This window comes from Dyadobacter sp. BE31 (assembly GCF_031457695.1).
GTDB lineage: Bacteria > Bacteroidota > Bacteroidia > Cytophagales > Spirosomataceae > Dyadobacter.
Window position 1 is genome coordinate 1,177,769 of record NZ_JAVDXA010000003.1, and the last position, 25,093, is coordinate 1,202,861.

At 52.1% G+C, this 25,093-nt stretch carries 26 protein-coding genes and 1 pseudogene; 20 read left to right on the forward strand and 7 right to left on the reverse strand.

Annotation, left to right across the window (positions count from 1 at the left end):
* Positions 1 to 35 precede the first annotated feature (35 nt).
* From urtC to J2Y43_RS20535, 14 genes and pseudogenes are all read left to right on the forward strand, one after another.
* Complete coding sequence (gene urtC, locus J2Y43_RS20470; protein ID WP_309986516.1) at positions 36 to 1,142, forward strand: urea ABC transporter permease subunit UrtC; 1,107 nt, start codon at positions 36 to 38, stop codon at positions 1,140 to 1,142.
* A gap of 42 nt (positions 1,143 to 1,184) precedes the next feature.
* Positions 1,185 to 1,940, forward strand: coding sequence for an urea ABC transporter ATP-binding protein UrtD (gene urtD, locus J2Y43_RS20475; RefSeq protein WP_309986519.1), 756 nt, complete (start codon positions 1,185 to 1,187; stop codon positions 1,938 to 1,940).
* 3 nt (positions 1,941 to 1,943) lie between these two features.
* Positions 1,944 to 2,654 carry an urea ABC transporter ATP-binding subunit UrtE gene (gene urtE / locus J2Y43_RS20480; RefSeq protein WP_309986522.1) on the forward strand — a complete coding sequence of 237 codons (711 nt, stop codon included), beginning with the start codon at positions 1,944 to 1,946 and terminating at the stop codon, positions 2,652 to 2,654.
* An 83-nt stretch (positions 2,655 to 2,737) separates the two neighbouring features.
* On the forward strand, positions 2,738 to 4,567 hold the full coding sequence (locus J2Y43_RS20485) for a PAS domain-containing protein (RefSeq protein ID WP_309986525.1): 1,830 nt from the start codon (positions 2,738 to 2,740) through the stop codon (positions 4,565 to 4,567).
* Positions 4,568 to 4,601: 34 nt separating this feature from the next.
* Complete coding sequence (locus tag J2Y43_RS20490) at positions 4,602 to 5,270, forward strand: response regulator transcription factor (RefSeq protein ID WP_309986529.1); 669 nt, start codon at positions 4,602 to 4,604, stop codon at positions 5,268 to 5,270.
* 81 nt (positions 5,271 to 5,351) lie between these two features.
* Complete coding sequence (gene ureA / locus J2Y43_RS20495; RefSeq protein ID WP_309986531.1) at positions 5,352 to 5,654, forward strand: urease subunit gamma; 303 nt, start codon at positions 5,352 to 5,354, stop codon at positions 5,652 to 5,654.
* A gap of 11 nt (positions 5,655 to 5,665) precedes the next feature.
* Positions 5,666 to 5,971, forward strand: a pseudogene (gene ureB / locus J2Y43_RS20500) (urease subunit beta); the annotation flags it as partial.
* 59 nt (positions 5,972 to 6,030) lie between these two features.
* Entirely contained in the window at positions 6,031 to 7,767 is a 1,737-nt protein-coding gene (gene ureC, locus J2Y43_RS20505) for an urease subunit alpha (RefSeq protein ID WP_309986537.1), read from the forward strand.
* A gap of 24 nt (positions 7,768 to 7,791) precedes the next feature.
* Entirely contained in the window at positions 7,792 to 8,292 is a 501-nt protein-coding gene (locus J2Y43_RS20510) for an urease accessory protein UreE (protein WP_309986540.1), read from the forward strand.
* An 8-nt stretch (positions 8,293 to 8,300) separates the two neighbouring features.
* Entirely contained in the window at positions 8,301 to 8,981 is a 681-nt protein-coding gene (locus J2Y43_RS20515) for an urease accessory protein UreF (protein ID WP_309986542.1), read from the forward strand.
* A gap of 2 nt (positions 8,982 to 8,983) precedes the next feature.
* Positions 8,984 to 9,619: an urease accessory protein UreG gene (gene ureG / locus J2Y43_RS20520; protein ID WP_291206704.1), complete on the forward strand. Its 636-nt coding sequence runs from the start codon at positions 8,984 to 8,986 to the stop codon at positions 9,617 to 9,619.
* The gene (locus J2Y43_RS20525; RefSeq protein ID WP_309986547.1) at positions 9,562 to 10,422 is read left to right on the forward strand and encodes an urease accessory protein UreD; all 861 of its coding nucleotides are present in this window, start codon (positions 9,562 to 9,564) and stop codon (positions 10,420 to 10,422) included. The genes ureG and J2Y43_RS20525 overlap by 58 nt, the downstream gene beginning before the upstream one ends.
* A complete protein-coding gene (locus tag J2Y43_RS20530) occupies positions 10,398 to 11,099 on the forward strand; it encodes a hypothetical protein (RefSeq protein ID WP_309986550.1) in 702 nt (233 codons plus the stop codon). Before J2Y43_RS20525 ends, J2Y43_RS20530 begins: the two co-directional genes overlap by 25 nt.
* A 104-nt stretch (positions 11,100 to 11,203) precedes the next feature.
* Positions 11,204 to 11,602 (forward strand): VOC family protein, encoded by a 399-nt coding sequence (locus tag J2Y43_RS20535; RefSeq protein ID WP_309986555.1) that lies wholly within the window; start codon positions 11,204 to 11,206, stop codon positions 11,600 to 11,602.
* Between the two features lie 30 nt (positions 11,603 to 11,632).
* Here the strand turns inward: J2Y43_RS20535 and J2Y43_RS20540 are convergent, their stop codons facing one another.
* The 6 genes from J2Y43_RS20540 to J2Y43_RS20565 form a co-directional block, all read right to left on the reverse strand.
* Positions 11,633 to 12,025, reverse strand: coding sequence for a RidA family protein (locus J2Y43_RS20540; protein ID WP_309986557.1), 393 nt, complete (start codon positions 12,023 to 12,025; stop codon positions 11,633 to 11,635).
* A 93-nt stretch (positions 12,026 to 12,118) separates the two neighbouring features.
* The gene (locus J2Y43_RS20545) at positions 12,119 to 12,685 is read right to left on the reverse strand and encodes a Crp/Fnr family transcriptional regulator (protein ID WP_309986560.1); all 567 of its coding nucleotides are present in this window, start codon (positions 12,683 to 12,685) and stop codon (positions 12,119 to 12,121) included.
* A gap of 30 nt (positions 12,686 to 12,715) precedes the next feature.
* Positions 12,716 to 13,069: a helix-turn-helix domain-containing protein gene (locus J2Y43_RS20550; RefSeq protein ID WP_309986563.1), complete on the reverse strand. Its 354-nt coding sequence runs from the start codon at positions 13,067 to 13,069 to the stop codon at positions 12,716 to 12,718.
* Positions 13,070 to 13,262: 193 nt separating this feature from the next.
* The gene (locus tag J2Y43_RS20555) at positions 13,263 to 14,504 is read right to left on the reverse strand and encodes a hypothetical protein (RefSeq protein WP_309986567.1); all 1,242 of its coding nucleotides are present in this window, start codon (positions 14,502 to 14,504) and stop codon (positions 13,263 to 13,265) included.
* Entirely contained in the window at positions 14,504 to 15,067 is a 564-nt protein-coding gene (locus J2Y43_RS20560; RefSeq protein ID WP_309986569.1) for a sigma-70 family RNA polymerase sigma factor, read from the reverse strand. Before J2Y43_RS20560 ends, J2Y43_RS20555 begins: the two co-directional genes overlap by 1 nt.
* A gap of 72 nt (positions 15,068 to 15,139) precedes the next feature.
* A complete protein-coding gene (locus J2Y43_RS20565) occupies positions 15,140 to 15,640 on the reverse strand; it encodes a hypothetical protein (RefSeq protein WP_309986571.1) in 501 nt (166 codons plus the stop codon).
* A gap of 561 nt (positions 15,641 to 16,201) precedes the next feature.
* On the opposite strand from J2Y43_RS20565, the gene J2Y43_RS20570 reads away from it, so the two are divergent.
* From J2Y43_RS20570 to J2Y43_RS20585, 4 genes are all read left to right on the forward strand, one after another.
* Positions 16,202 to 16,597, forward strand: a complete 396-nt coding sequence (locus J2Y43_RS20570; RefSeq protein ID WP_309986573.1) for a hypothetical protein — start codon at positions 16,202 to 16,204, stop codon at positions 16,595 to 16,597.
* A gap of 80 nt (positions 16,598 to 16,677) precedes the next feature.
* Positions 16,678 to 17,502 carry an MbnP family protein gene (locus J2Y43_RS20575; protein WP_309986575.1) on the forward strand — a complete coding sequence of 275 codons (825 nt, stop codon included), beginning with the start codon at positions 16,678 to 16,680 and terminating at the stop codon, positions 17,500 to 17,502.
* 6 nt (positions 17,503 to 17,508) lie between these two features.
* Positions 17,509 to 18,648 carry a cytochrome c peroxidase gene (locus tag J2Y43_RS20580; RefSeq protein ID WP_309986578.1) on the forward strand — a complete coding sequence of 380 codons (1,140 nt, stop codon included), beginning with the start codon at positions 17,509 to 17,511 and terminating at the stop codon, positions 18,646 to 18,648.
* Between the two features lie 12 nt (positions 18,649 to 18,660).
* Complete coding sequence (locus J2Y43_RS20585; protein ID WP_309986581.1) at positions 18,661 to 19,572, forward strand: hypothetical protein; 912 nt, start codon at positions 18,661 to 18,663, stop codon at positions 19,570 to 19,572.
* Positions 19,573 to 19,659: 87 nt separating this feature from the next.
* Here J2Y43_RS20585 and J2Y43_RS20590 read toward each other — a convergent pair whose 3' ends face one another.
* Entirely contained in the window at positions 19,660 to 20,184 is a 525-nt protein-coding gene (locus J2Y43_RS20590; RefSeq protein ID WP_309986585.1) for a hypothetical protein, read from the reverse strand.
* A 328-nt stretch (positions 20,185 to 20,512) separates the two neighbouring features.
* Here J2Y43_RS20590 and treZ point away from each other — a divergent pair, with 328 nt between their 5' ends.
* The gene (gene treZ / locus J2Y43_RS20595) at positions 20,513 to 22,357 is read left to right on the forward strand and encodes a malto-oligosyltrehalose trehalohydrolase (RefSeq protein ID WP_309986588.1); all 1,845 of its coding nucleotides are present in this window, start codon (positions 20,513 to 20,515) and stop codon (positions 22,355 to 22,357) included.
* Entirely contained in the window at positions 22,350 to 25,088 is a 2,739-nt protein-coding gene (gene treY, locus J2Y43_RS20600) for a malto-oligosyltrehalose synthase (RefSeq protein ID WP_309986591.1), read from the forward strand. The genes treZ and treY overlap by 8 nt, the downstream gene beginning before the upstream one ends.
* The last annotated feature ends 5 nt before the right edge of the window (positions 25,089 to 25,093 follow it).

Below are 25,093 nucleotides of genomic sequence, written 5' to 3' on the forward strand. Positions count from 1 at the left end.
TTTTGAAGGGAAACCAATATTATCTCACATCGATTATGGGAAATAAAAAGGATTTCGGGTTGTATGCATGCGGTATCGCATTGTTCCTGATCATTTTGCCGCTGGGAAATGTGTTGGGTTTCGTATCGGGCAATACCATTTCGCTCTGGGGACGCTACTTCTGTTTTGCCATCGTCGCGCTGGGCGTGGACCTCATTTGGGGCTATACCGGCATTCTTTCTATGTGCCAGGCCTTTTTCTTCTGCCTGGGAGGGTATAGCATAGCCATGCACATTGTGCTCAAAGGCGCGACGGCCTCGGGTGCCAACGGCATTCCGATGCCCGACTTCATGGCCTGGAACCAGGTGGAAACGCTGCCGTTTTTCTGGGTGCCATTTCAGTCTTTTGGGCTCTCGCTTGCACTGGGACTGCTCATTCCCGCCGCATTCGCATTGGTTTTCGGGTATTTCATTTTCCGGAGCCGCATCCGCGGGGTGTACATGGCTATCATTACGCAGGCGCTGGCACTGGCAATGTGGCTCATTTTCCTGCGCAACGAAACCATGCTGGGCGGGACCAACGGCCTGACGGATTTCAAAACGCTGCTGGGGCTAAGTCTTTCCACGCCAGGTGTGAAACTGGGATTATACGTGGTCTCGCTGCTCACGCTGGGCATCGCTTTCTGGTTCAGCAGAAAACTCGTCGACTCCAAGTTTGGCAAGGTATTGCAAGCTATCCGCGACAGCGAATCCCGGACGAGCTACACGGCCTACCGCGTCATGCATTACAAACTGGCGATATTCATCGTAGCGGCGCTGCTTGCAGCCGTTGCCGGGATGCTCTATGTGCCGCAAACAGGCATTATCACGCCGGGAAGAATGGATGTGAGAGCATCCGTTGAAATGGTGATGTGGGTGGCGATCGGCGGTAGGGGGAAATTAAAGGGGGCTATCTTAGGCTCGCTGATCGTGAATTTCCTGTACAGCATTTGCACGAGTCTTTTCCCCGACTCCTGGCTGTTTATACTCGGTTTCCTGTTCGTTACCACGGTATTGTATTTTGATAAAGGACTGCTCGGGATGCTGGAAACGGTGGTAGCAAAGCTTGGAAGCAAACGTAAGCCCAGCCCTCAGCCAGCAGGTCACGAAGTAATGCAGTCGTAAGCCGGCTGGTGTATTAGTTGTTAAACCAAAACTGCCATTATCATGCTGTTGACAGTGAAGAACTTATCCGTCTCTTTCGGGGGCGTGCATGCATTGAACCTGAGCCGGTTCAATTTGCTGGACCGTGAACTGCGGGTGATCATCGGTCCCAATGGCGCGGGCAAATCGACGTACCTGGACATTCTGTGCGGCAAAACCAAAGCGGACACCGGCGAAGTCCATTTCGATGGCCATTCGGTATTGGGCAAAAGCGAGGTGCGGATCGCCGACATGGGCATTGGCCGGAAGTTTCAGAAGCCTTCTATATTCCCCAGCCTGACGGTGTACGACAATATGCTGCTCGCTTTCAAAATGAACAAGGGCATTTTCGCGTCGCTGTTTTTCAAGCCTAATCAGGAAATGGACGACCGCATTCATGAAGTGGCATTGAAAGTGGGTTTGCAGAAATCCCTGGGAAAAGTTGCGGGGGAGCTTTCACACGGCCAGAAACAGTGGCTGGAAATCGCGATCGTCGTATTGCAAGATCCGAAGCTGATGCTGATCGACGAGCCGGCGGCCGGGATGTCGGACGAAGAAACGGAGAAGACCGGCGAACTGCTGCTGCAATTGGCCCGGCAGCACGCCATTATCGTGATAGAGCACGATATGAAATTCGTAGAGCAGATCGCGCAGGACCTGGTGACTGTGCTCGTGCGCGGGAAGTTGCTCATGGAAGGCACTTTTGACGAGGTACGTAACGACCAACGCGTAATCGACAGCTACCTGGGCAGGGCAAATGTTCAACTTGAAAATTTCTGAAAAATGAACGCACCGATCCTGAAAGTCAGTTCGCTGACATCCGCTTACGGGCAAAGCACGATCCTTTGGGGCACGTCGCTGGAAGTGAAAAAGGGAACCGTCACCACGGTAATGGGCCGTAATGGGGTTGGAAAGACCACTTTGCTCAAAACCATCATGGGCATTGTGCCGCCGAAAGACGGAACGATCGAATACAATGGCGAAGCGGTCACGAAACTGCCTGTATTCAAAAAGTCGAGAATGGGCATTGCCTACGTGCCGCAGGGAAGGGAGATAATTCCGAAGCTAACCGTCTACGAAAATCTCAAACTAGGCCTGGAAGCGGTATCCGACAGGAAAGCTAAGATTCCCGAAGACGAGATTTATACCTTATTTCCGATCCTGAAAGATTTCCGTAACCGCCTGGGGGGCAACCTCAGCGGCGGTCAGCAGCAGCAACTCGCCATTGCCCGTGCGCTCACAGGAAGGCCGTCGTTACTGCTGCTCGACGAGCCTACGGAAGGCATTCAGCCCTCCATTTCGCAGGAGATCGGGCAGATTTTGAGGACTTTGGCTCGGGAGAGGGGTATTTCGGTGTTGCTCGTCGAACAAAAGATCGATTTCGCCAGCCCTGTCACGGATTACTACTATTTCATGAGCCGCGGGGCGGTGGTTTCCGAGGGAAGCGCGGAAGAAATGAGCTTGGAAGAGCTGCAAAACCACATTTCGCTTTAAGTTTTACTGGTTTACATAACGCGTATACTCGTGTACCTACGTATCTTTACGCGTAGGTACATGAGATTTTCCAGTTTCAGCCCATGCTAAAAAAACAAGTTGTCCAGGACGAAACCCAGGAGCGGAAGACATTTCTGTACTTCACCTGGCTCTATGTATCGGCATTGCTTATCGTGGCAGTGATATCGATCCTCAGCCAGATCCTGATCCAGCGCTACCTCACTGCCCAGCGCGACGATTCCCACATTATCAACTATGCCGGGCGGCTACGTACTTACAGCCAGACGCTAAGTAAGACGGCGTTGCTCATCGAATCGGGCAGGGATGTGGAATCCAATCAAAAGGAATTTGTCAACACCCTCAAACAATGGCAGAAGGCACACGTGTCGCTGATCAGCGGGAATTCATTCTTAAACCTTCCTCCCAATAACCGCAAGGAAATCGCCATGATGTACGACATGGTGAAAGATCCTTACCAGGAGATATTGGCGGCCTCCAACAGAATGGTGGCCGCAATGGAAAGCCGCAAGGCCGGTGATTCGCTCAATATCGGGCCTTACGTAAAGAAAATACTCGAATATGAGAAGTCGTACCTGCTGGGTATGGAGCTGATCGTGTTCGACTATGACCGCTTCTGGCGGCAGAAGGTACGTACGTTGAAGGAAATCGAATATATCCTGCTGGGTGTGGTGCTTTTTACGCTGCTGCTGGAAGCGGGGCTGATCTTTTTCCCGCTTTCGATCAGGATCCGGCAGACCATGACCGGGTTGATCGATTCCGAAAACCGTTCCAAGCAGCTGGCCAGGCAGTTGCAGGAAAGCAGTATTTCCATTGAAAAATCGCACAAGGAGCTCCGGGAGACGACTTATGCCTTGGAAAAAGCCACTTACCTGGTTAAAACCGACCAGGATGGCAGGATCATTTATGCCAACGACAAGTACTGCCACGTGACCAAGTACAGCAGCTCGGAGCTGCGCGACCGGCCGCTTTTTTACAATAACCAGGGCGGAAGCGAGAGCATCATTTACAGCCACATCCGTGACCCGCGGCGGCGCACCGAGGTATGGCAGGGAGAAGTGTACGATACAGCCTCCGACGGTTCGGGTTTCTGGCTGGATGTGACATTGATGCCCATTATCAACAATCAGGGCGAGTTATACCAATATCTGGTCGTTTGCAACGACATCACCAAGCGGAAAAATACCGAAAAAGAGCTCTGGCTGCTGACCGAGGAGAAAATGCGGCGGCAGGAAACAGAGCAGCACATCCGGTCGCTGTCGATCATTACCGGCCAGGAAAAAGAACGCGAGCGCGTGGCGGCCGAAATTCACGACGGGATCGGGCAGATGCTGACCAGCCTGCGTATGAAGCTCGAACAGGTCGACGACCGGATGGAGCATAAGGACCCGGAAATCCACCGCGTCAACGAACTGCTGGCGGCTATCATATTTGAGACCAAACGCATTTGCGCGGACTTGCTGCCGAGTGTACTGGAAGATTTCGGGTTGCGGTCGGCGATCAGGGAGCTGGTCAAAATGTGCCGGGAGGCGTCGGATCAGGTAACTTTTTACCTGGAAGAGAACATTAAAGCCGAGGCACTACCGCGCGAGCTGGAAGTAGGGGTGTTCCGGATCTTGCAGGAATCGTTGAATAATGTGATCAAGCATTCGGGCGCGACGATGGTGGAAATCCACGTGGACAGCGACGGCGAGTTCCTGAATATGATCATTCAGGACAATGGAAAAGGATTTTATTTTGATAACCAATATATTTATTCGCGGGAGAAGTTTCCAAAGGCGCATGGCCTGCGGGGGATGAAAGAGCGGGCCGATCTGCTGAGAGGTACGCTCAATATCAGTTCCGAGCCCGGAAAAGGTACCACCGTCCAACTCGAACTGCCCTTGCATTTGTAAACCAACTTCTTACAACAGACAAACGACCCGAAATATGAAAAAAATCGCTGTATTCTTAGTCGACGACCACGAAATATTCAGACACGGTCTCAAACAGCTCATCAATAATGAACCGGATATGGAAGTGACAGGCGAAGCGTCTTCCGGTGAAGAGGCGATCACGTCACTCGCGCATATTCCCGCGGACGTGATCATTATGGACATCCGTATGCAAGGCATCAGCGGGCTGGATACGGGTAAATCGGTCATTAAAGCCAATTCCAATGCGAAACTGCTGTTTTTTAGCCTATTTGATAATCCCGATTACGTAAGCACGGCGCTCGATATGGGGGCCAGCGGTTATATTTTGAAGGATACCAGCAACAAGATTTTCCTGAACGCGATCCGCTCCGTGCACGCGGGGCATTTCTACTTCATCGGCGATGTTACCGACACCGTAGTGCGTAAATATCACGAGCAGCGCAATGCGACCGGCGGAGACGCGCCGGCTGCTGCGGGAGCTGCCGAAATCGCGCTTTCCAAGCGGGAGCAGCAGATTATCCGCATGATTCACCAGGGCGTAAGCAATAAGGATATCGCCGAAACGCTCGGCATCAGTATCCGCACCATCGAGGCCCATCGTTTGAACATCCTGCGTAAGTTTCAGGTCAATACGATCGAGGAAGCGATGGAAAACGCCCGCGCCGCTTCATTATTGGTTTAAATAATACTTCAAAAACTTGCAGCGCTTGGAATAGGTACTTATATTTACGTACGTAATAATACCTAAGTAAATCTGAGCGCTATGCATTTATCTCCCAGAGAACAGGAAAAGCTCATGTTGTTTCTGGCCGGCGAGCTGGCCGAAAGGCGGAAGGCACGGGGACTCAAACTAAACTATCCCGAATCGATTGCGCTGATCAGCAGCCGGTTGCAGGAGGCGGCCCGTGACGGACAGTCGGTGGCGCAGCTCATGCAGTTTGGCGCTACCATTCTGGCCCGTGAGGATGTCATGGAAGGCATTCCTGAAATGATCCATGATATTCAGATCGAAGCCACGTTTCCCGACGGTACCAAGCTGGTGACCGTTCACAATCCGATACGTTAAAACGCGACAATATGGTACCAGGTGAATACTTTCTGGCGGAAGGCGATATTATAGCCAATTCCGGCCGCCGGACCGAGCAGCTAACGGTCGTCAATACCGGCGACAGGCCCGTTCAGGTCGGTTCGCATTTTCATTTTTTTGAAGCCAACAAGCAGCTCGCATTCGAGCGCATGAAGGCATACGGTATGCGCCTGAACATTCCGGCGGGAACGGCGGTCCGTTTCGAACCGGGCGAGGAGAAAGACGTATGGCTGGTAGCGTTAGCGGGTAGCGGCCATGTTTTCGGGTTTAATAACCTGGTCGATGGCCAGGTGGAAAGGAGCGGGGACGCGGCGCTATCCGAAGCATTAAAGAGAGGTTTTAAAAACGAACTGCCATGAGCCTTTATATTAACCGCATTAAATACGCCAATATGTACGGCCCAACGACGGGTGACCGCGTACGCCTGGGCGATACCGACCTGATCATCGAGATCGAGCGGGACCTTTCCATCGGCGGACCGGAGGGTTACGGCGAGGAGTCGAAATTCGGCGGCGGCAAAACGATCCGCGACGGCATGGCGCAATCGGGCACGGCAGTTCGCGACGATGGCGTGCTGGATATGGTCATTACCAGCGTGATGATCGTCGATCATTGGGGCATTGTGAAAGCCGATATCGGCATACGCGACGGGCGCATTGTCGCCGTGGGCAAGGCTGGCAACCCGGATACCACCGACGGCATTACACCCGGTATGGTGATCGGGGCGGCTACCGAAGTACACGGCGGCGCAGGACTGATCGCGACGGCGGGAGGCATCGACACGCATATTCATTTCATATGCCCCCAGCAAATAGACCACGCGCTGTTCAGCGGCATTACGACAATGATTGGCGGCGGCACGGGGCCTGCCGACGGTACGAATGCCACCACCGTTACGCCCGGTGCCTGGAATATCCGTAAAATGCTGGAAGCCGCGGAAGCTTTTCCGATGAACCTGGGATTTACCGGCAAGGGAAACTGCGCAACGGAGGCACCGCTGGAAGAGCAGGTGAGGGCAGGGGCCATCGGGTTGAAGATCCATGAGGACTGGGGCGCTACGCCCGCCGTGATCCACGCGTCGCTCCGTGTTGCCGACCGGCTTGACATTCAAGTAGCTATACACACCGATACACTCAACGAGGCTGGTTTCCTGGAAAGTACCATGGAGGCCATAGGCGGCCGCGTGATCCACACTTACCATACCGAAGGAGCCGGTGGCGGGCATGCGCCGGACATTATCAAGGCGGCTATGTATCCCAATATCCTTCCTTCGTCGACCAATCCGACCCGGCCATTTACCGTCAATACCATCGACGAACACCTGGACATGCTCATGGTTTGTCATCATCTCGACAAATCGGTGCCGGAGGATGTATCGTTCGCCGACTCGCGGATCCGTCCCGAGACCATCGCAGCCGAGGACATTCTGCATGATATGGGCGTTTTCAGCATGATGAGCTCCGATTCGCAGGCAATGGGCCGGGTGGGGGAGGTGATCACGAGGACGTGGCAAACCGCCGATAAAATGAAAAAGCAACGTGGCTTTCTGCCCGAGGATAGCCAGGCCGGAAATGATAATTTCCGGGCCAAACGCTACGTGGCCAAATACACGATCAACCCGGCCATTACCCACGGTATTTCCGAATATGTAGGTTCCATTGAACCCGGCAAGCTGGCCGATTTGGTGCTGTGGAAGCCTGCCTTTTTCGGGGTGAAACCGGAGATGATCATCAAGGGCGGTATGATCATCGGCAGTAGAATGGGCGATCCGAACGCGTCTATCCCCACGCCGCAGCCTGTCATATACCGGCACATGTTCGGTGCTTACGGCAAAGCGCTGATGGGTACCTGCATGAGCTTTGTCTCGCAATGCTCGCTGGATGAGGGTATTGTGCAGCAGTATGGTCTTCAAAAGCTGCTGCGTCCGGTCAGGAACTGCCGCAGCATTTCCAAAAAAGACCTGATCCACAACGACGCGACCCCGCAGATCGATGTGAACCCGGAGAACTACGAAGTGAAAGTAGACGGAGCGCACATTACCTGTGAGCCTGTATCGGTAGTGCCGTTGGCGCAGCGCTATTTTCTATTTTAAAAAGGATTCTCAACGCATTTGAATATGATTATCAGGGAAAAAGCAGGACGCATTACCGACTATGCTGGCCTCGATATTGAGCCCGACTGGCTGGACCTGGAATGGTTTGAAACCCGGAAAAGGATCTTGCATAAGAAAACCTGCCGGGGACTGGCCGTGTCTATGAAATTCCTTGCCGAAGCGCCGGAGATTACGGAAGGCGACGTACTGTATGCCGATGCGGACCGGCTGGTTGTCGCGCGCATTCTTCCTTGCGATTGCATCGTCGTCAAGCCCGACAGCCTGTTTGAAACCGCTTCGCTCTGTTACGAAATCGGTAACAAGCACCTGCCGCTTTTCTTCGAGGACAATGCATTGCTGGTTCCGTTCGAGATGCCGCTTTACCGGCTGCTTACTGCGCAGGGATATGCCGTGTTGCGGGAGGAGCGGAAGCTGCTTCAACCGCTTAAAACGACTGTTTCGCCGCATGCTTCGGGCAGTAGCGGCAGTTTGTTTTCGAAAATCATGCAATTGACCAACTCCTGAAAATGGAAATGCGCCTGCTAAACCTGCTGCAACTGAGCGATCCGACACTGCCGATCGGCGGATATGCGCATTCGGGTGGGCTGGAAACCTACGTGCAGTCGGGTATCGTGTGCAGCAGGGACACAGCTTGCGACTATATCCGGCAGATGCTCACCGAGAATATCCACTACGGCGACGCCGCATTTGCCTCGCTGGCTTATGACGCGGTTTGCCAAAATGATATCGATGAATGCATTAATCTGGATACCGAATGTACCGCGCTCAAACTGCCCAGGGAAATCCGCGATGCGAGCGTGAAACTGGGAAACCGGCTATTGAAAGTATTCCAACCGGTTTTGCAAAATCTGGTGCTCGATCAATACGTAAAAGCCATCCGCGGAAAGGCCGCTTCGGGGCATTACTGCCTGGCATTCGGGATATGTGCCGCAGCAATGGGTATTTCCAAGGAAGATATGCTCACCGGATTTTACTACAACGCAAGTGTGGGGATGGTTACCAATAGTGTCAAAATGATCCCGTTAGGCCAGCAGCAGGGACAGGAGCTTTTATTTTCACTACAACCATTAATAGCGGAGTTGGTTGAAAAGACCATGCAGCCCAACCGCGACTTGCTTGGGCTCTGCTGCACCGGGTTCGATATCCGCTGCATGCAGCATGAAACTTTGTATTCAAGACTTTATATGTCCTAAATATGACCCGTAACTACATTAAAATTGGCGTGGCCGGGCCGGTAGGTTCCGGTAAAACAGCCCTCATCGAACGCCTTACCAGGCAAATGGCTTCGGTTTACAGCGTGGCGGTCATCACCAACGATATTTACACCCGGGAAGACGCCGCATTTCTCACCGTCAACAGTCTGCTGCCGCCCGAGCGCATTATTGGCGTCGAAACAGGCGGCTGCCCGCATACGGCCATCCGCGAGGACGCGAGTATGAACCTGGAAGCCGTCGAGGAAATGGCCGACCGCTTTCCCGATCTGGAAATTATATTTATCGAAAGCGGCGGCGATAACCTGTCAGCCACATTCAGCCCCGACCTGGCCGACCTGAGCATTTTTGTGATCGACGTCGCAGAAGGAGACAAGATACCACGGAAGGGCGGGCCGGGAATCACCCGCAGTGATTTACTCGTCATCAACAAGATAGACCTCGCGCCTTACGTGCACGCGGACCTGGGCGTGATGGAGCGCGACGCGCGCAGGATGCGGAACGGCGCCCCCTTTGTTTTCACTAACCTGATGTCGCTCCAAGGCCTCGACCAGGTGATCGGATGGATACGCAGGTATGCCTTAATGGAGGAAATCGCCGAGCCCGAGCTGGTGCGATGATCGCCGCCCTGGATATCACAGCGGCCCTGCGCGACGGACGCACCTATCTGAAAGAAAGTTTTTGGCAACCCCCGTTCAAAATTGCGGACGTTACCGAGGACCGGCGTCGTCCCACCTTACATTTAATGCAAATGAGCGCATCGCCGGGCGTGCTGGCCGGGGACCATTACCAGATCGGCATCCGGCTGGAAGAGGGGGCTGCCGTGCATTGGCATACCCAATCTTACCAACGCCTGTTCAGTATGGCATCGCCGGCGCGGCAGCAGGTGCGGGTGGAGCTGGCTCCGGGAGCGTCGCTGACCTACCTGCCACATCCATGTGTACCGCAAGCCGGTGCCGATTTCCGGGGTGAAAACCGGATATTTCTTTCTGCGGACTGCCGGCTGATATGGGGCGAGATCGTAACCTGCGGGCGTAAGTTGAATGGGGAGGTATTTCGATTCTCCAATTATCGCTCGGTAACAGAGGTGTTTCTGGAAGGAAAGCTCATTTTAAAGGAAAATTTGCGGTTGGTACCGCAGCGCGTCAGCCCGGCCGGGATAGGGCATCTGGAAGGGTTCACGCACCAGGGCGGGTTAATATGCATTAATCCCCGGCTGGATATAACGAGCCTCGTCCCGCATCTCTCGGAAAGCCTGGCGGCGATTCCGGGGATCGATTTCGGTATTACCTCTTTGCCCGTGAACGGGTTCGCGCTGAGGGTGCTGGGCAACCATTCGGAGCGCCTGGTGCAGGCGCTGAAAATCACATCGGAAATCATTACAAAAAGCGAAATATTATGCAAACTGAGTTTCAGGTATTGATGGCCGCGGCCATTAGCATTGCTTGTCTGCACACACTCAGCGGGCCAGACCATTACATTCCATTTATCGCATTGTCGCGCAGCAGAAACTGGTCGCTTGCCCGCACCATCGGCTGGACGGTCCTGTGCGGTTGCGCGCACGTGTGGAGTTCGGTATTGCTAGGGCTTGGCGGGGCTGCGGCGGGCTGGTCGCTGAGCCGGATCGAATGGCTGGAAGGCGTCCGGGGAGGTATTGCAGGCTGGATGCTACTCGGTTTCGGGATCGTTTACGGGATATGGGGCCTGTGGAAAATGCGCCGCGGCTATTCGCACAAGCATTTCGATGCCGGTGATAACGGGGAATTGTATGTATATGAGCATAACCATGGCCAGGCGGTAGCACCCGGCGATCGTCACAAGGTCACGCCTTGGGTGATGTTCATCATATTCCTGCTGGGGCCGTGTGAGCCGATGATCCCGCTGCTTTATTTCCCGGCGGCAAAAAGTTCGTGGACGACCATGGCCACGATGATCGCCGTTTACACGGTATGCACGCTGGCCATGATGCTGCTGATGGTCGTGCTCGGATTTTTCGGTATTTCAATGTTCCGTCCGTCCTCGCTCGAAAAGTATATGCACGCGCTGGGCGGCCTTACCATCACGATCTGCGGGGCCGGAATGGTGTTTCTGGATTGGTAGACGCGTTTCGACGGGGGATTTCAATGTTTTTTGGAGCTACTGACATAGGGCTGTCAACCGGCGGGTATTTCTTTGGGAATCCAAAAACTGAACGATTCCTTTTTATGACATTTGTCTCGACCCGTATCATCACCGCCAACCTCGGCGGCCTTGTCGATTTTTACGAGCAGGTTACCGGCTACCCTGCTGTCCGCTACACGGAGGATTTTGCAGAGCTGCGCACTCCGCTAGCTGTACTGGCGATCGGAAGCACGCGAACTCTGCAGTTGTTTGGTGGCGACAGCGTCGCGTCACCGGCCACAAACCGTTCGCTCATTCTTGAATTCCGCGTCGACGACGTGGATTCGCATTTCAAACGAATTGCAGGCTACCTGGGACCAGCGCTCGTGCAGGAGCCGACCACCATGCCCTGGGGCAACCGGTCGCTGCTTTTTCGCGATCCGGATGGTAACCTGGTCAATTTCTTCACCCCTGTTACTCCCGAGGCAAAAGAACGTCAGTAAACGGTTCGGATTACCAATCCCTTGGCGGGGCTATCTGACAACGGTGGCTTCCAGCTCGACATTGAGTGTTTCGTTCAGTGCGACTACTTGCAGAAGCGTAACGGCCTGTTTCATTCCATGTCTTGCGACGAACTGCTGGAATATGTCAAAACAGTTGTTGATAAATTCCTCCGAAGAGGTCGTATAAACTGTCAACCTCACGATGTTACCGGATTCGTAACCCGCTTCGCTGATCACGGTTTCCAGGTTTTGAATCGCTATTCCGAGCTGGGTCCGCATATCGGCATTGCTGGATGTGCCGTCGGCATGTACGGCGGCCTGTCCGGCAACGTACAATGTGCCCGTGGGATTTTTTACTTCCACTGCCTGTACATAGCTGAGCTCGTCCTGCCAGGTCCACGGGTTGATGATTCTCTTTTCCATTTTGCTTTAATTTGATTTTCAATGCAAAACTAGGTTAGCCGCTGAAAATCATCACGTGTGCTATCTCACGTCTTTGGTGTGAGGTAGATCACACTATACATTCGGCCTGCTGAGTGTCTCCCTGGAAACACCCAGATAGGCAGCCAGTTGTGTCTTGGGCAGACGCTGTGCAAGGGTGGGGTGCTGTGCCAATAGCTGCTCATAGCGCTCCTGTGCGCTGGATGTCATCAGCGAAAGAATGCGGCGCTGGGCGGCCAGAAAGCCCGACATCACTTTTTCGAGGAAGAAATGCTCGATTTTAGGCATGCCCGTGCGCAATGCATTGAAATCATCCAGGGACAGACACAGCACCTGGGTGTCTTCCAGGCAGATCATCGAAAACGAGGCCCTGGTTTTGGTGTAATAGGCCTGAAAATCGTTGTCCCACCAGTCTTCCATGGCAAATGCGAGAATATATTCCTTATCCGTGTCCGGATCGGTGTAGACTAGTTTTGTCAGCCCGGACAACAGAAAATAGTTGTATGGCACCAGTTCGCCCTGCTGGACCATAAACTGGTGCTTTTTGAATTTTTTGAAAGTGAAGTGCTTCGCGACAAAGGCGAACTCGTCGTCTGTCAGGGGCATAATCTTTTGGATGTGTTCCCGCAACTTTGTATGCATATCCCGTAAAGGTTTAGGCTCAAAATGAGATTATTCCCCGATGATCTTCTTGCGGTGCTCCATGCCCCAATCGGTCAGGTTATTGATGATCGTTTTCAATGTAAGGCCATGCTCCGTCAGTTCGTACTGGACGGTTACCGGCTGGGTATCCAGTACTGTTCGCTTAACCAGCTGATTAATTTCCAGTTCTTTCAGCTCCTTGCTCAGCATTCTGTTCGAAATGCCCTCGACATCGCCCAGGATGTCGGAAAATCGCCTTTTGTTATAGTAGCAGATGGAGGAAATGATCGAAATCTTCCATTTGCCGCTAAGCACGTCCATCGAATCCTGGACGGCCATCATTTCCTTTTTATGTTTGTCGTTCGGACGGGGCTCGCACTGCATATGTTACCTGGACATTACCGTTACTTTTTGCTACGAAGTTACGAAAAGTAACTGGCCCATCCGAACTTTGCATGCCAAACTTAAATGGATTGACAAACGGGATAGGCTAGCACGAGTAGCAGGTAGTGAGGGAAAGAACGGTCGCGGCGATGAATGTGGGCAATAAGCTGTACATCATTTTAACCACAAATTATCAAAGTGAATTTCTGGTTGCTGGAATTGGCTTTTTTAGTGGGCCCGTCAGACGCAACTGAATGCCCATCGTGGTAAGTTGAAGCCTGTCTGCCGTACTTGCACCGAACGGGTATTTGACAAACGGCTCTAATTCGACGACTGTGTGCTGCCACTTGTAACTGATTCCGATCCCGAAGTACAGCGGGCTGCCAACCGTCCAGATGCGTTTTTTGTCGCGCTCACTAACTGAAGTCAGCTCTTCAACAGTCTGGGAGGAAACAAGTACCGGTCCGCCGGCAGTTTCTGCAAAAGTTGCGATTGTTCGGGTGGTCTTGTAGTGGTAGTCAGCAGTTTGCCCCATGCTGGTTTGCAAGGCCACCCCTGCGTTGGCAGTGAAGCTGATATCTTTAAAAGTTCTTAGTTTGTACTGGATCTGAACGGGGACTTCAAGATTAACCCAATGATAACGAACGCGCTGTAAATTCGGGAGCCCTTCGGCGGCCGACAAGCGCGCAGGCTGCTCTATATTTAATGACTGCCTGCTCCCTGAAATACCCGTTACCAGTGCAATCCTACGGGACAATGGCACAAGTAACGCGCCGCCTACCCCGTAATTCGATTCAGGAACAATGTGTGCAGCCCGGTTCGATTGCTGCAAAACGCTAACGCCCCAGCGAACTGCCTGATCGCGGTACTGAGGTGGGTGAATCCGTGGCTGCGGCAGAGGAATATCACGTTTGACGAACCGGGCAACCGGGGAATTGAAAGCCCGGGGGATCAGGAATTCGGGAGCGAAGGTGTCCCTTATCCCGTCGTTGGAAGTCGCCGGGAGGGGTGCAGCCGGATCACGCATTGTATTCTCCGAACGAACGCGGTTAAGTTCCAAACTTTTCCGTCTGGATAGTGCTTTCGTGTGCCTTGATGCCTGTATACCGCTCGCTGAGGGTGCAGAAGGCAAGTCTGGTGATGCTGCCGGCTCCTCAGATCGCGTGGCTCGAAGCTTGTCTTGCTGAACGGCCCGCACCGGCTTTTCGGCAACGTGGAGGCGGGCCGGTGCGTCCGGGATGCTCGTTATCAGCAAAGCTATCGCTATAAATACCAGCAAAGCCGCAGCACCCAGCCAATAAAGCGCGATGCGCTTTTTTCGGCTTTGTGCGGCCCGGAAAAGCTCGAAAGATTCCCAGGCATCGGGCAGGTACGGCTCGGTATGATCGCGGAGGCGGCCGAGCATCCGTTTGTCTACGGGTTGCTGATCCGACATTAGTGGCTACCGTTTTGAATGGTTATCATTTTTCGCAGCACTTCCTTCCCTCTGGTCAGGTACACTCTCGACGATGATGCCGGGATGTCCAGCATTTTTCCAATTTCTTCATGGCTGAAACCTTCGATCTCGTACAGATTAAAGACCACTTTCCATAATGGCGGAAGTTTGTCGAGCAGTCGCAGAATTTCTTCTACCGAGTGGTTGTCCGTAATGTCTTCGGACATCATGTAGCGATCGTCGCAGCCTTCCAGGCTTGCCGTCGCCGAAATTTTTCGTTCTTTTCTGAAATAGTCAATGGCCGTCCGCACAACGAGTGACCGCATCCATCCCTTAAAGGAATTCAAGCCTGCCAGCTGCCTGGGCAACTGGTTGAATATTTTGAGAAAGGAGTCATTAACGGCTTCCTGTGCGATGGCATGACTGGGGAGGTACCGAATGCTTATACCCATGGCCAAACCAAAATAATGCTTGAAGACCCATTGTTGTGCCTTGGGCTCCCGCTTCGCACAGCGTTCAATCCAGTGTTTTTCATTCGTCGTACAATCTGATAGCCATTCCACAATTAGAGATAACGTAGCCAGCCCCGGACGCGCCGGGGCCAGCAGGGATGAAGTGATTGAAAGGACGCGGAATTATTTTGGATTGGAAGTGCTTCCGTTGGGATCAACCACCTTATCTTGCTTTTTGGAGCCATTGGCCAGGTGTACGATCACCTCAGATGCGTTGGCCGAGTTGCCGAACAATTTTTGCAGGTCCACTTCGAGCGTGTAATCGTGCATAGCCGCGTCCTGCGCGCCGTCGGGCGTATCGTAGGCCACCACGAGGCGGGCCTGCATCGGGTACGACAGCATGAGCTGACCATCCCAAACGACTTTATAATTTTCAATGCCGCCACCGCCGGTCACGTCGATTTTCAGCGAGTTACCTTCCCGGGTCACTTTAGTTATCTCAAACGGGGTGCCGTCAAAGTCTTCACGGCCCGCCAGTAGTTTGCTATACTCCGTACCATTCGTTTGTACCAATGGCCCGTTATCCGGATCAGGCGAAATGTTGTTTTCCCGGTTGCAGGAAAACGATATGGATAGTACAATCAAAAACAGGAACGCGACGCATTTTGAAAGATGTGTTTTCATTTTTGCTAACAGATTAAGTTGTTTTTTTATGAAGTCGTAAAAAGGAATTGAAACGCTACTACTTTGATCGAGAAAATATTAAGGTAATGAGAAGGACGGCAGCGCGAAGGTTGGAGCCACCTGGCGGAAAAGAATGTGAGCGGGCAAACCAGCGGATGAAACGACCGGTACGAGGGATGAACACTGGGCATGAAGGTGGGCCCCGGTGTAACTTTGTCGAGGAATTTTTTTGTACCATTGAATAAAAATGTTAGCTATGAAAATGATGTTGTCAATGCTGCTTTGGGCTCTTGTCGCTCGGGTAGCCTATCCCCAGGCGAATACACAGCAAGCGAAAGGCGGACCGGAAAAGGTACCGCCAGCGAGATCATTGGGCAGAGGGAGGTGCCGCTGAGCAAAGGGTACCGCGATGCCTTTATGCAACTGGTCCAGAAAAACCGGCCGTTTTAAGTTTCGCCAGATTGTTGGTGTTTATTTCAAATGAAAAATTAGGCGGCATCGCATTCGTATGTTACTTTTGGTGCCGTCTTCAACTACTTGTTTGCAACCTGTATCGTTATCTTGAAATCACTTCTGAACCATGTATCGGGACTTTTGCTACTGGCCGTCATGCTGGTAAAAGTGCTGGTTGTGCCTGTGATTTACCTCGATTACGAGCTGCGGAAAGATTACATCATTGCAACCCACTGTGAAAACAAATCGCGTCCGCAGCTGCATTGCGACGGGAAGTGCTACCTGGCCAAGCGCGTCGCGCAAGCGGCAAGGCAGGAGCAACGGCAGGCCGAGAACGAACTGATGAGCAAAATACTTTCGGCACAGGCTCCGGTTCATGAAAGCTTCACGCGGCTGCAACAGACTACTTTTGTAGTCATTCCGCAGGTGGTCGCGTTCAACTTCAATACCTCACTGAATGGGCAGAACCTTGTCCACGAAATCTTCCGCCCGCCCATCTGCTGACATTGTAAACCACACTTTGTCATAACAGCAATCCGGCCTTCGGTATCCGTTACCGTAAGGCTGCTAATCCATTATCTATCATGAAACTTTCCAGGGCTTTGCCGGCGATGCTGGCTGCCGTGGTGGGAATGCTCATGCTTGCTTCCTGCGAAAGCGAAGCACAGGGGCCTGTACCTTCCACTGGCGATAAAGGTGCACTTACCATTGAATTCGATAACATTGTCGGGGATAAAAATCTGGTGCTCGGCGGCGGCGCGAGCACGAATGGAGCGGGCGAGGATTTCGTCATCACGAAGTTCAACTACTATGTATCCAACATCAAACTGCTGCGTGCAGACGGCACGTCATATGTCGTGCCGCAGGATTCGAGCTATTTTTTGATTATGGAAAATAAAAAAGAATCCCAGTTCGTACGCCTCAAAAATATTCCGGCCGGCACCTATACCGGCCTTGAATTTATGCTGGGCGTCGATAGCCTGCGCAATACCATGCCCATCGAACGGCGGACCGGCGTATTGGACCCCGGCGGCTCCATGATGGAGGACGGAATGTACTGGGCATGGAATTCGGGCTATATTTTTCTGAAAATGGAAGGTACTTCTTCCAAGGGAAATCCGGTCAACAGCAAGTTTTACTACCATATCGGCTTGTTCGGCGGTTACAGCACCCGCACCGTCAACAACACGCGCATTGTGAAACTCGGATTCGGCGGGTTGAAGGCAGATGTGACCACCTCGAAAACGCCCGAAGTACATTTGTTTGCAGACGTACAGAAGGTGTTCAAAGGGCCGGGCATTAACTTGTCGATCGGGCAGTATAACAGTGTGATGAGCCAGCAGCCGCAGGTGACCGCGCAGATTGCCGACAATTACACGCAGATGTTCTCGGTCGACCATATCCATTGACGAGCCATGCAATTCACTCTTAAACCTGGCCGGGTAACCGGCCAGGTACCATTCGCATGCGCGATACTGGCGGTTATGTTCGCGGCTGTAAGTGTTGCTTGTAAGAAGAACGACGGTCCCGGCGTAAAGCCAGGTGATACCGCCCCGACGCCCATTCAGTGGAAAAAGCCCGCGCATTTCCCCGATCCGGTCTACGATGTCGGTCGCAACCCGCTTACCCGCGAAGGCGTGGAGCTGGGGCGGTTCCTGTTTTATGACGGCATTCTCTCGCGTACCAATCAGATCGGCTGCGGTACGTGTCACCAGCAGGAGGCCGCATTTACGCACCATGGGCACGAGCTGAGCCACGGCGTCGACGATTTGCTGGGTACCCGCAATTCGCCCTCGATCCAGAACCTGGCCTGGAATCCGTCGTTCTTCTGGGACGGCGGCGTGCATGACCTGGACCTTGTACCGTTCAACCCGATTGAAAATCCGGTTGAGATGGACGAGACGGTGAAAAATGTGATCGCCAAACTGCAAAGCACGCCATTGGCCACCGCTAAAATGCCGGTCGATTATCCGCTGATGTTCAAAAAAGCATTTGGCGACGAGCAAATCACCAGCGAGCGGATGATGAAAGCGCTTTCCCAATTCATGGTGAGTTTGGTATCGGCTGAATCGCGGTACGACTATTATCGCATGGGCGACCAATCGGCGCTCTCGGTGGACGAACAGCGGGGAATGACGATTTTTCGGTCCAAATGCGGCAGCTGCCACGCGGGTGAGCTATTTACCGATTACAGTTTCCGCAACAATGGACTGATCCCTTCCGGCGCCAACGACCAGGGGCGGTTCGGAATTACGGCCAATCCGGCCGATCGCTACAAGTTCAAGGTGCCGAGTCTTCGCAATGTAGGGCTCACGGCGCCCTATATGCACGATGGCCGCTACCACAGCCTTCAAGAAGTGCTCGACCACTACTCGGACAGCATTCACCCGTCGACCACCCTTGACAGTGCGCTGATCCGGCCGGGTCAAAAACCGGGTATCAGCCTGACTGCTACTGAAAAGCAATCCATTATTGCCTTTCTTTCGACGCTCAGCGATGAGCAGTTTATCCGTAATAAGCAGTTCTCCGATCCCGGAGTCGGGACTAACTTTTAAACAAAATCTGAAATGAGAACTTTGTCTTTATTGATCATATTGCTGCTGATGGTACCACTGCCGCAGGCAGTCGCGTGCGACATATGCGGCTGCGCGAACAGCGGCGCCTACTTCGGCTTGCTCCCGCAATCACACAAATCGCTGATAGGAGTGCGGTATCAGCGAATGCGCTTTGTCACGCACGGCGACAGCAAAGTGCTACGTACCGAGGAACATTTCAATATCGGTGAATTTTACACGCGCTTCTTTCCCGTCAAACGGGTGCAGGTGATGGCGTTTGTGCCCTTTCGCGCCGATAAACAGGTTACTTCCGCCGATATGAAAAAGCAGACCGGCCTGGGCGACATTACCGTGCTGGCCAACTATAACCTGTTCAATACGTTCATGGATAGCGAAAGCGACCGGATTTTTAACCACACGCTGCTGGTAGGCGGGGGCGTGAAGCTGCCGACAGGCAAGTTCCGGTTTGACGAGAATAACGCGCTACAAGTCGCCAATGCCAACTTTCAGCTAGGCACCGGCAGCACCGATTTTATCGTGAACGCCTTTTATACCATCAACAAGGACCAGTGGGGCCTGGCAGCCAACATATCCCGAAAGTTCAATACGACCAATTCCGAAGACTATCGTTTTGGGAACCAGTTCTACGGCACCGTGGATATTTACCGGTCCATCGAACTGGGAAAGCTGACTGTCACGCCGGCAATGGGCGTCTACGCTGAGCACGCCGGACATGGCACCCGGCACGGGGAAGCTCTTGAAATCACAGGCGGCAAGTTGGCAAATGCCACCGCCGGGATTACGCTATTTTCTGACAAATGGACGATTGGTATTACCGGCCAGAAGCCCATCGCCCAGCGAAGCGCATCCGGGCACGTGTTGGCGAAGGAGCGCCTGTTGGTACAGCTAGGCTTCCTTTTCTGACCATGGAGATCACTCAGCCAGGCTGCGACAGGTTTGCGGCCTGGCTGAAAACCTGCCCGCAATCGCCAACTGTCTTGCGCTGGTCATTCACACGCCAGGCAAATTCAGCAATCTTTGTATTCTCAGTCGATTATATTGTTGAAGAAGGATCGGGTATACATTGTAAATGACGTTCGCCATAGAGATGAGCAATGCCATTTCTATTTTCCCGCCAGCTACGGCACTGAGCGCACTGAGGGTAAAAAAGACAAAACAGCTGTAATGGTACCTTTCCTGTACCGCGATCTTGCTCAGGTATTGACGGGCATTCGCCAGGTTGGAGATCACCCTGCGTCTTTTGCCCAAATGCTGATGGACCCGATTGACCAGCGTGCCATCCTGGACGAACCAACGCATGACTCTAATGCCCATTAACTCATAAGTCCGGGGATTTTTGCTAATGCTAAGAGCGGAAATCAACCTGGCGGGAATATGGAACACGAGCACACTGACTGCCACAATACCACAGAGAAGCCATACGCCCCGCTTTTCTGCAAAAAAATCACCCCAGTACCATCCAACCACGCTGAATGACAGAACAGTCCACAATACATTGATCAGTTGATTGAGCATGAGGCGATCAATTACGAAGATGGGTAGGGGCACGCATTAACTTTATCCCTGTGTTTGCTGTAAATATGCACAAATCTCTCATTCGAGTGACACATGCACAAATGCTGGCTTCCCTAATTCGCTTCACTTCCCCACCTTGTGGATCAACCACCTCGCCGCTACTGCTCTTTTTTACAGGCGCGAGCCGAACGGTTGTCAGCACGCGAAAGTTCGACTATTTACAGCGCTGTTTTTTATGGCCTTCCCCCGTAGGGCATTGTCAATGTGCCGCTGGCATAATATTTAATGGCAATGCCGGCGACAAAACGCAACACACAAAGCCGGATTAATGATTAGTATAAATACGAACAAACGGGTAATTGGAGTAACTTTCGACGCTTCGGGTACGGCATCTGCGGTGTTGTGGGCGCCGAAAGCCAAGCAGGTGGAGTTACTTATTCCGGGCAAAGACAAAATCGTTTCATTGGTTTGCAAAGAACTGGGCTACTGGACTGTGGAAACCAGTGACCTGCAACCGGGTGATCTTTACTATTTTGAACTGGATGGCAAGAAGCAACTGCCGGATCCCGCATCACTTTCGCAGCCCGACGATGTGCACGGCGCTTCGCAGGCACTCGACCTCAGTTCGTTTGCGTGGAACGATGCCAGCTGGCAGCAATTCCCTTTAAAGGACTATATTATTTATGAAATCCATATAGGCACTTTCACGCCTGAGGGTACGTTCGCTGCTGCCGAGGAAAAGCTGGATTACCTGATTGAACTTGGCATTACGGCCATTGAGATTATGCCCGTAGCGCAGTTTCCGGGTAACCGGAACTGGGGGTACGATGGCGTTTATCCGTTCTGTGTTCAACATTCCTATGGAGGTGCAAGGGGCTTACAAAGCCTGGTAAATGCGTGTCACAACAAAGGCCTGGCGGTTATTCTGGATGTGGTGTACAATCATGTAGGCCCAGAGGGAAATCACCTGGAAGCTTTCGGCCCGTATTTCACCGAAAAATACCATACTCCCTGGGGAAATGCCATCAATTTCGACGATGCCTGGTGTGACGGAGTACGCCGGTTCTTTATTGAAAATGCCTTAATGTGGTTCCGCGATTTTCACATCGATGCACTTCGCATGGACGCCGTTCACGCCATAAAGGACTTTAATCCCACGCATATTTTGCAGGAGATCAGGCAGAACGTCGATCTGTTAATGCAACAAACAGGCCGCAAGCATTATCTGATTGTAGAGTTGGACCTCAATGATACCCGTTTCATCAATCCCATAAACAAGGCAGGTTATGGGATGGATGCGCAATGGATCGATGAATTCCATCACGCATTGCGTGTTGCTTCCGGACAGGAAAGAACCGGTTATTATTCCGACTTCGATGGCGTCCGATCGCTGGCCAAATCCTATCGGGATGCTTACGTATATGATGGGGCGTTCTCTGAGCATCGCAAGAAGTTTTTCGGCATGAAAACTGAAAATGCAGGGGAGCAGTTTGTCGTTTTTTCGCAGAACCATGACCACATAGGAAACCGGATGCTCGGCGAACGTACCAGCCAGCTGGTCAGTTTTGAGATGCAGAAACTGCTCGCAGGGGCGGTAATGGTGAGTCCGTATTTGCCCATGCTTTTTATGGGAGAAGAGTATGGGGAGAAAAGCCCGTTCCTGTATTTTGTCAGCCACACTGACCCCGAACTCGCCGAGGAGGTGAGAAAAGGACGGAAGCAGGAGTTCGAAGCGTTTCATATGGAAGGGGAGGCACCCGACCCCTTATCGGAGGAAACATTTGACCGTTCCAAACTTCAATGGGAATCGGTTGAGCAAGAGCCTCATCAAACGCTGCTCAATTACTATAAGGAGTTGATATCCATCCGCAAAAGCCAGCCGCCGCTGTGCGCACTCAACCGCGAAGAACTTTCGGTAGAGCACGACACAGAAAGTCAGGTTGTTGTGCTTCGCCGCCGGCATGGAGCACAAGAAATCATTTGTCTGATGAATTTTTCCAGCCAGGAACAGCCTGTGGACATATCGGTGGATGCATCGCCTTGGTACAAGCTACTTGGATCGTCTGATCCGAAATGGGGAGGTGCGCAAGAGATGCCTGCCCAGGTTACAAGAGGATCGGCATTGGCCTTATCTCCGGAATCAATCACACTTTATGCAAATCAGTATGAATAATCCCATTGCCACCTATCGTTTGCAATTCCATAAGGAGTTCACTTTCAAAAACCTGGAAACACTGATCCCTTATTTGCGGCAGCTGGGAGTGAGTACTATATATGCTTCGCCTGTGTTTAAATCGACGCCGGGAAGCATGCATGGCTACGACGGAGTAGATCCCAATCAAATCGATCCCGAAATCGGGAGTATGGAAGAGTTGAAAACGCTCAGTACTATCCTGAAAGAAAATCATATGCAATGGTTACAGGATATTGTGCCCAACCATATGGCCTTTCACTCAGAGAATCCGTGGCTGATGGATGTGCTTGAAAAAGGTACACAGTCGATGTATGCCGGCTTTTTTGACATTGCATGGAACAGTCGTCTTTTTCATGGCAAACTGATGGTGCCATTTCTCGGGTCGGATCTTGATGAGGAAATCGAAAGCGGGAATGTGCTCATTTCGTACGAGTCTAACCGGTTGATGCTGACGTATGAAGGTGCGAATTTTCCTCTTAATCCCCGATCATATTCCACACTATTCGAATCGGAGCTGGTTAGTCATAATCAGGCGCTTGTGCAGATCGGAACACAATGCAAAGAAATCAACGAGGTGGAAGAACCGGCGGTTTTTTCCGAACAATGGAATGAGCTTCTCTTGCAGCTCTCCTCGTTGATGAAAAATCAGGATGAGCAAGAGCTGGTTACGGAGCTGCTGAAAGAGGTCAATAGTAACCCGGAAAAATTGAAACAAATCATTGATCAGCAAACGTATGTTTTATGTAATTGGCAGGATACAGACCAGCATATCAATTTTCGGCGGTTTTTTACTGTGAACGGGCTGATCTGTCTCAATATTCAGGATGAAAATGTCTTTCTGACTTATCACGCATTGATAAAGCAACTGGTTGACGAAGGCATTTTCCAGGGGTTAAGGATTGACCATATCGACGGCCTATACGATCCGGCCCGGTATCTGGAAGATATTCGCCGGCTGGCGGGAGACGACACCTATGTGGTTGTGGAAAAAATCCTGGGTCAGGATGAGGACATGCCGGAAAACTGGCCGGTTCAGGGTACAACAGGCTACGAATTTCTGGCGAAGGTCAATAATGTATTTACCAATGTGAATGCGGAGAAAACCTTTACGAACTTTTACCAGGAATTGGCACGAGAAAGCGCAACGATACAAGAGCATTTGCTGAAAAAGAAGGCTTATATACTCTTTGAACATATGGGCGGCGAGCTGGAAAATCTGTACGGGTTGCTGGCAGAACTGAATTTGGCAGACGCGCAAGATCTGAAACGGATCGGTAAAGAGCAGCTCAGGCAGGCGATAGGGGAGTTTCTGATCCATTGCCCGGTATACCGGTATTATGGCAATCAAATGCCTTTGAAATCATCCGAAATGGCCTCGGTTCAAAAGATATTCGATGATGTAAAAAACTTTCATCCGGAATTGGTGCAGGCCGTTGCACTGCTCGAAAATGCGTTGCTGACAAAGCCTTCCGAAGGTGATCAGGATTACAACGCCAGGGCGCTCGAGTTTTACCAGAGGGCCATGCAGTTTACGGGCCCGTTGATGGCCAAGGGAGGAGAAGATACGCTGATGTACACCTATGGCCGCTTCATCGGGCATAATGATGTCGGCGACTCCGTGGAATGCTTTGGAATAACGCTGGACGAGTTTCATAGCAAAATGAAAAAGCGCCTTAAAAACTGGCCGCTTTCTTTGAATACCACATCCACGCACGATACGAAAAGGGGAGAGGATGTTCGGGCGCGCCTGAACGTACTTACCGACCTTCCAGAAGAATGGATTTCCCGGGTAAAACACTGGCGGGAACTCAATGCACCGCTCAGACAGAAATTTTCGGCGCCCGATGTGAACGACGAATACCTGATTTATCAGACATTGACCGGCGCTTACCCAATGCCGGGAAAGGATGAGGATGATTTCCCGGCACGATTGGATGAATATCTCCAAAAAGCTTTGCGGGAGGCAAAAAGGAAGACAAGCTGGGCCGAGCCTAACGAAGCGTATGAAAGGGGAGTGCAACAGTTTGCACAGGAGCTGTTGAATCAGCAAGGGCCTTTCTGGAAGGATTTTGCATCGTTCCAAAAGAAAATCGTGGACTTCGGCATGGTCAATTCTCTTTCACAGCTCATTTTGAAATTCACTTGTCCGGGTGTTCCGGATGTGTATCAGGGTTGCGAGTTGTGGGACCTGAGCCTCGTAGACCCCGATAACCGGAGGGAAGTGGATTACGAAAAAAGGCAAAGCTGGCTCCGGGAGTTTGCCGGAGCGGAACGGGGTGTGCTGCTGGAAAAGCTGTGGAACGACCGCAGTAATGCCCAGATCAAACTCTGGCTCACACAGCAATTGTTTGAACTACGAAAACAAAATCCGGCGCTTTTCTCCGAAGGAGCGTATATGCCCTTACCGACGAAAGGCAGATTCAAAGATCACCTTCTTGCCTATGCACGTATTCACAAGAAGGACGTCATCGTCGTGGCCGTTCCGTTGCACCTGGCTATGATGTGCAAAACGGAAGAGCTGCCTTCTATTGCCTGGAAGGATACCGCGATCGAGGTTCCGCCTGTATTTACATTGGAATGGGAACATCTTCTCACAGGCAATAAAACCGAATACGACAGCAAAATCTCCGTAGCAGAGCTATTTGATAAACTGCCATTTGCGATTTTAAAAGGAGCCAGGATTGATAGCGAGCGAACTGCTGATCTTTGATACAC

Excerpts from the sequence above, each read along its gene's own strand:
- J2Y43_RS20565 (WP_309986571.1), bottom strand. The coding sequence starts at position 15,640 with ATGAAAACACATCTTTCAAAATGCGTCGCGTTCCTGTTTTTGATTGTA.
- J2Y43_RS20490 (WP_309986529.1), top strand. The coding sequence starts at position 4,602 with ATGAAAAAAATCGCTGTATTCTTAGTCGACGACCACGAAATATTCAGA.
- J2Y43_RS20555 (WP_309986567.1), bottom strand. The coding sequence starts at position 14,504 with ATGTCGGATCAGCAACCCGTAGACAAACGGATGCTCGGCCGCCTCCGC.
- J2Y43_RS20535 (WP_309986555.1), top strand. The coding sequence starts at position 11,204 with ATGACATTTGTCTCGACCCGTATCATCACCGCCAACCTCGGCGGCCTT.
- J2Y43_RS20545 (WP_309986560.1), bottom strand. The coding sequence starts at position 12,685 with ATGCATACAAAGTTGCGGGAACACATCCAAAAGATTATGCCCCTGACA.
- J2Y43_RS20540 (WP_309986557.1), bottom strand. The coding sequence starts at position 12,025 with ATGGAAAAGAGAATCATCAACCCGTGGACCTGGCAGGACGAGCTCAGC.
- J2Y43_RS20580 (WP_309986578.1), top strand. The coding sequence starts at position 17,509 with ATGCAATTCACTCTTAAACCTGGCCGGGTAACCGGCCAGGTACCATTC.
- urtD (WP_309986519.1), top strand. The coding sequence starts at position 1,185 with ATGCTGTTGACAGTGAAGAACTTATCCGTCTCTTTCGGGGGCGTGCAT.
- J2Y43_RS20585 (WP_309986581.1), top strand. The coding sequence starts at position 18,661 with ATGAGAACTTTGTCTTTATTGATCATATTGCTGCTGATGGTACCACTG.
- J2Y43_RS20485 (WP_309986525.1), top strand. The coding sequence starts at position 2,738 with ATGCTAAAAAAACAAGTTGTCCAGGACGAAACCCAGGAGCGGAAGACA.
- J2Y43_RS20510 (WP_309986540.1), top strand. The coding sequence starts at position 7,792 with ATGATTATCAGGGAAAAAGCAGGACGCATTACCGACTATGCTGGCCTC.
- treY (WP_309986591.1), top strand. The coding sequence starts at position 22,350 with ATGAATAATCCCATTGCCACCTATCGTTTGCAATTCCATAAGGAGTTC.
- ureG (WP_291206704.1), top strand. The coding sequence starts at position 8,984 with ATGACCCGTAACTACATTAAAATTGGCGTGGCCGGGCCGGTAGGTTCC.
- J2Y43_RS20575 (WP_309986575.1), top strand. The coding sequence starts at position 16,678 with ATGAAACTTTCCAGGGCTTTGCCGGCGATGCTGGCTGCCGTGGTGGGA.
- urtE (WP_309986522.1), top strand. The coding sequence starts at position 1,944 with ATGAACGCACCGATCCTGAAAGTCAGTTCGCTGACATCCGCTTACGGG.
- J2Y43_RS20525 (WP_309986547.1), top strand. The coding sequence starts at position 9,562 with ATGGATACGCAGGTATGCCTTAATGGAGGAAATCGCCGAGCCCGAGCT.
- J2Y43_RS20530 (WP_309986550.1), top strand. The coding sequence starts at position 10,398 with ATGCAAACTGAGTTTCAGGTATTGATGGCCGCGGCCATTAGCATTGCT.
- J2Y43_RS20550 (WP_309986563.1), bottom strand. The coding sequence starts at position 13,069 with ATGCAGTGCGAGCCCCGTCCGAACGACAAACATAAAAAGGAAATGATG.
- ureC (WP_309986537.1), top strand. The coding sequence starts at position 6,031 with ATGAGCCTTTATATTAACCGCATTAAATACGCCAATATGTACGGCCCA.
- J2Y43_RS20590 (WP_309986585.1), bottom strand. The coding sequence starts at position 20,184 with ATGCTCAATCAACTGATCAATGTATTGTGGACTGTTCTGTCATTCAGC.
- urtC (WP_309986516.1), top strand. The coding sequence starts at position 36 with ATGGGAAATAAAAAGGATTTCGGGTTGTATGCATGCGGTATCGCATTG.
- ureA (WP_309986531.1), top strand. The coding sequence starts at position 5,352 with ATGCATTTATCTCCCAGAGAACAGGAAAAGCTCATGTTGTTTCTGGCC.
- J2Y43_RS20515 (WP_309986542.1), top strand. The coding sequence starts at position 8,301 with ATGCGCCTGCTAAACCTGCTGCAACTGAGCGATCCGACACTGCCGATC.
- treZ (WP_309986588.1), top strand. The coding sequence starts at position 20,513 with ATGATTAGTATAAATACGAACAAACGGGTAATTGGAGTAACTTTCGAC.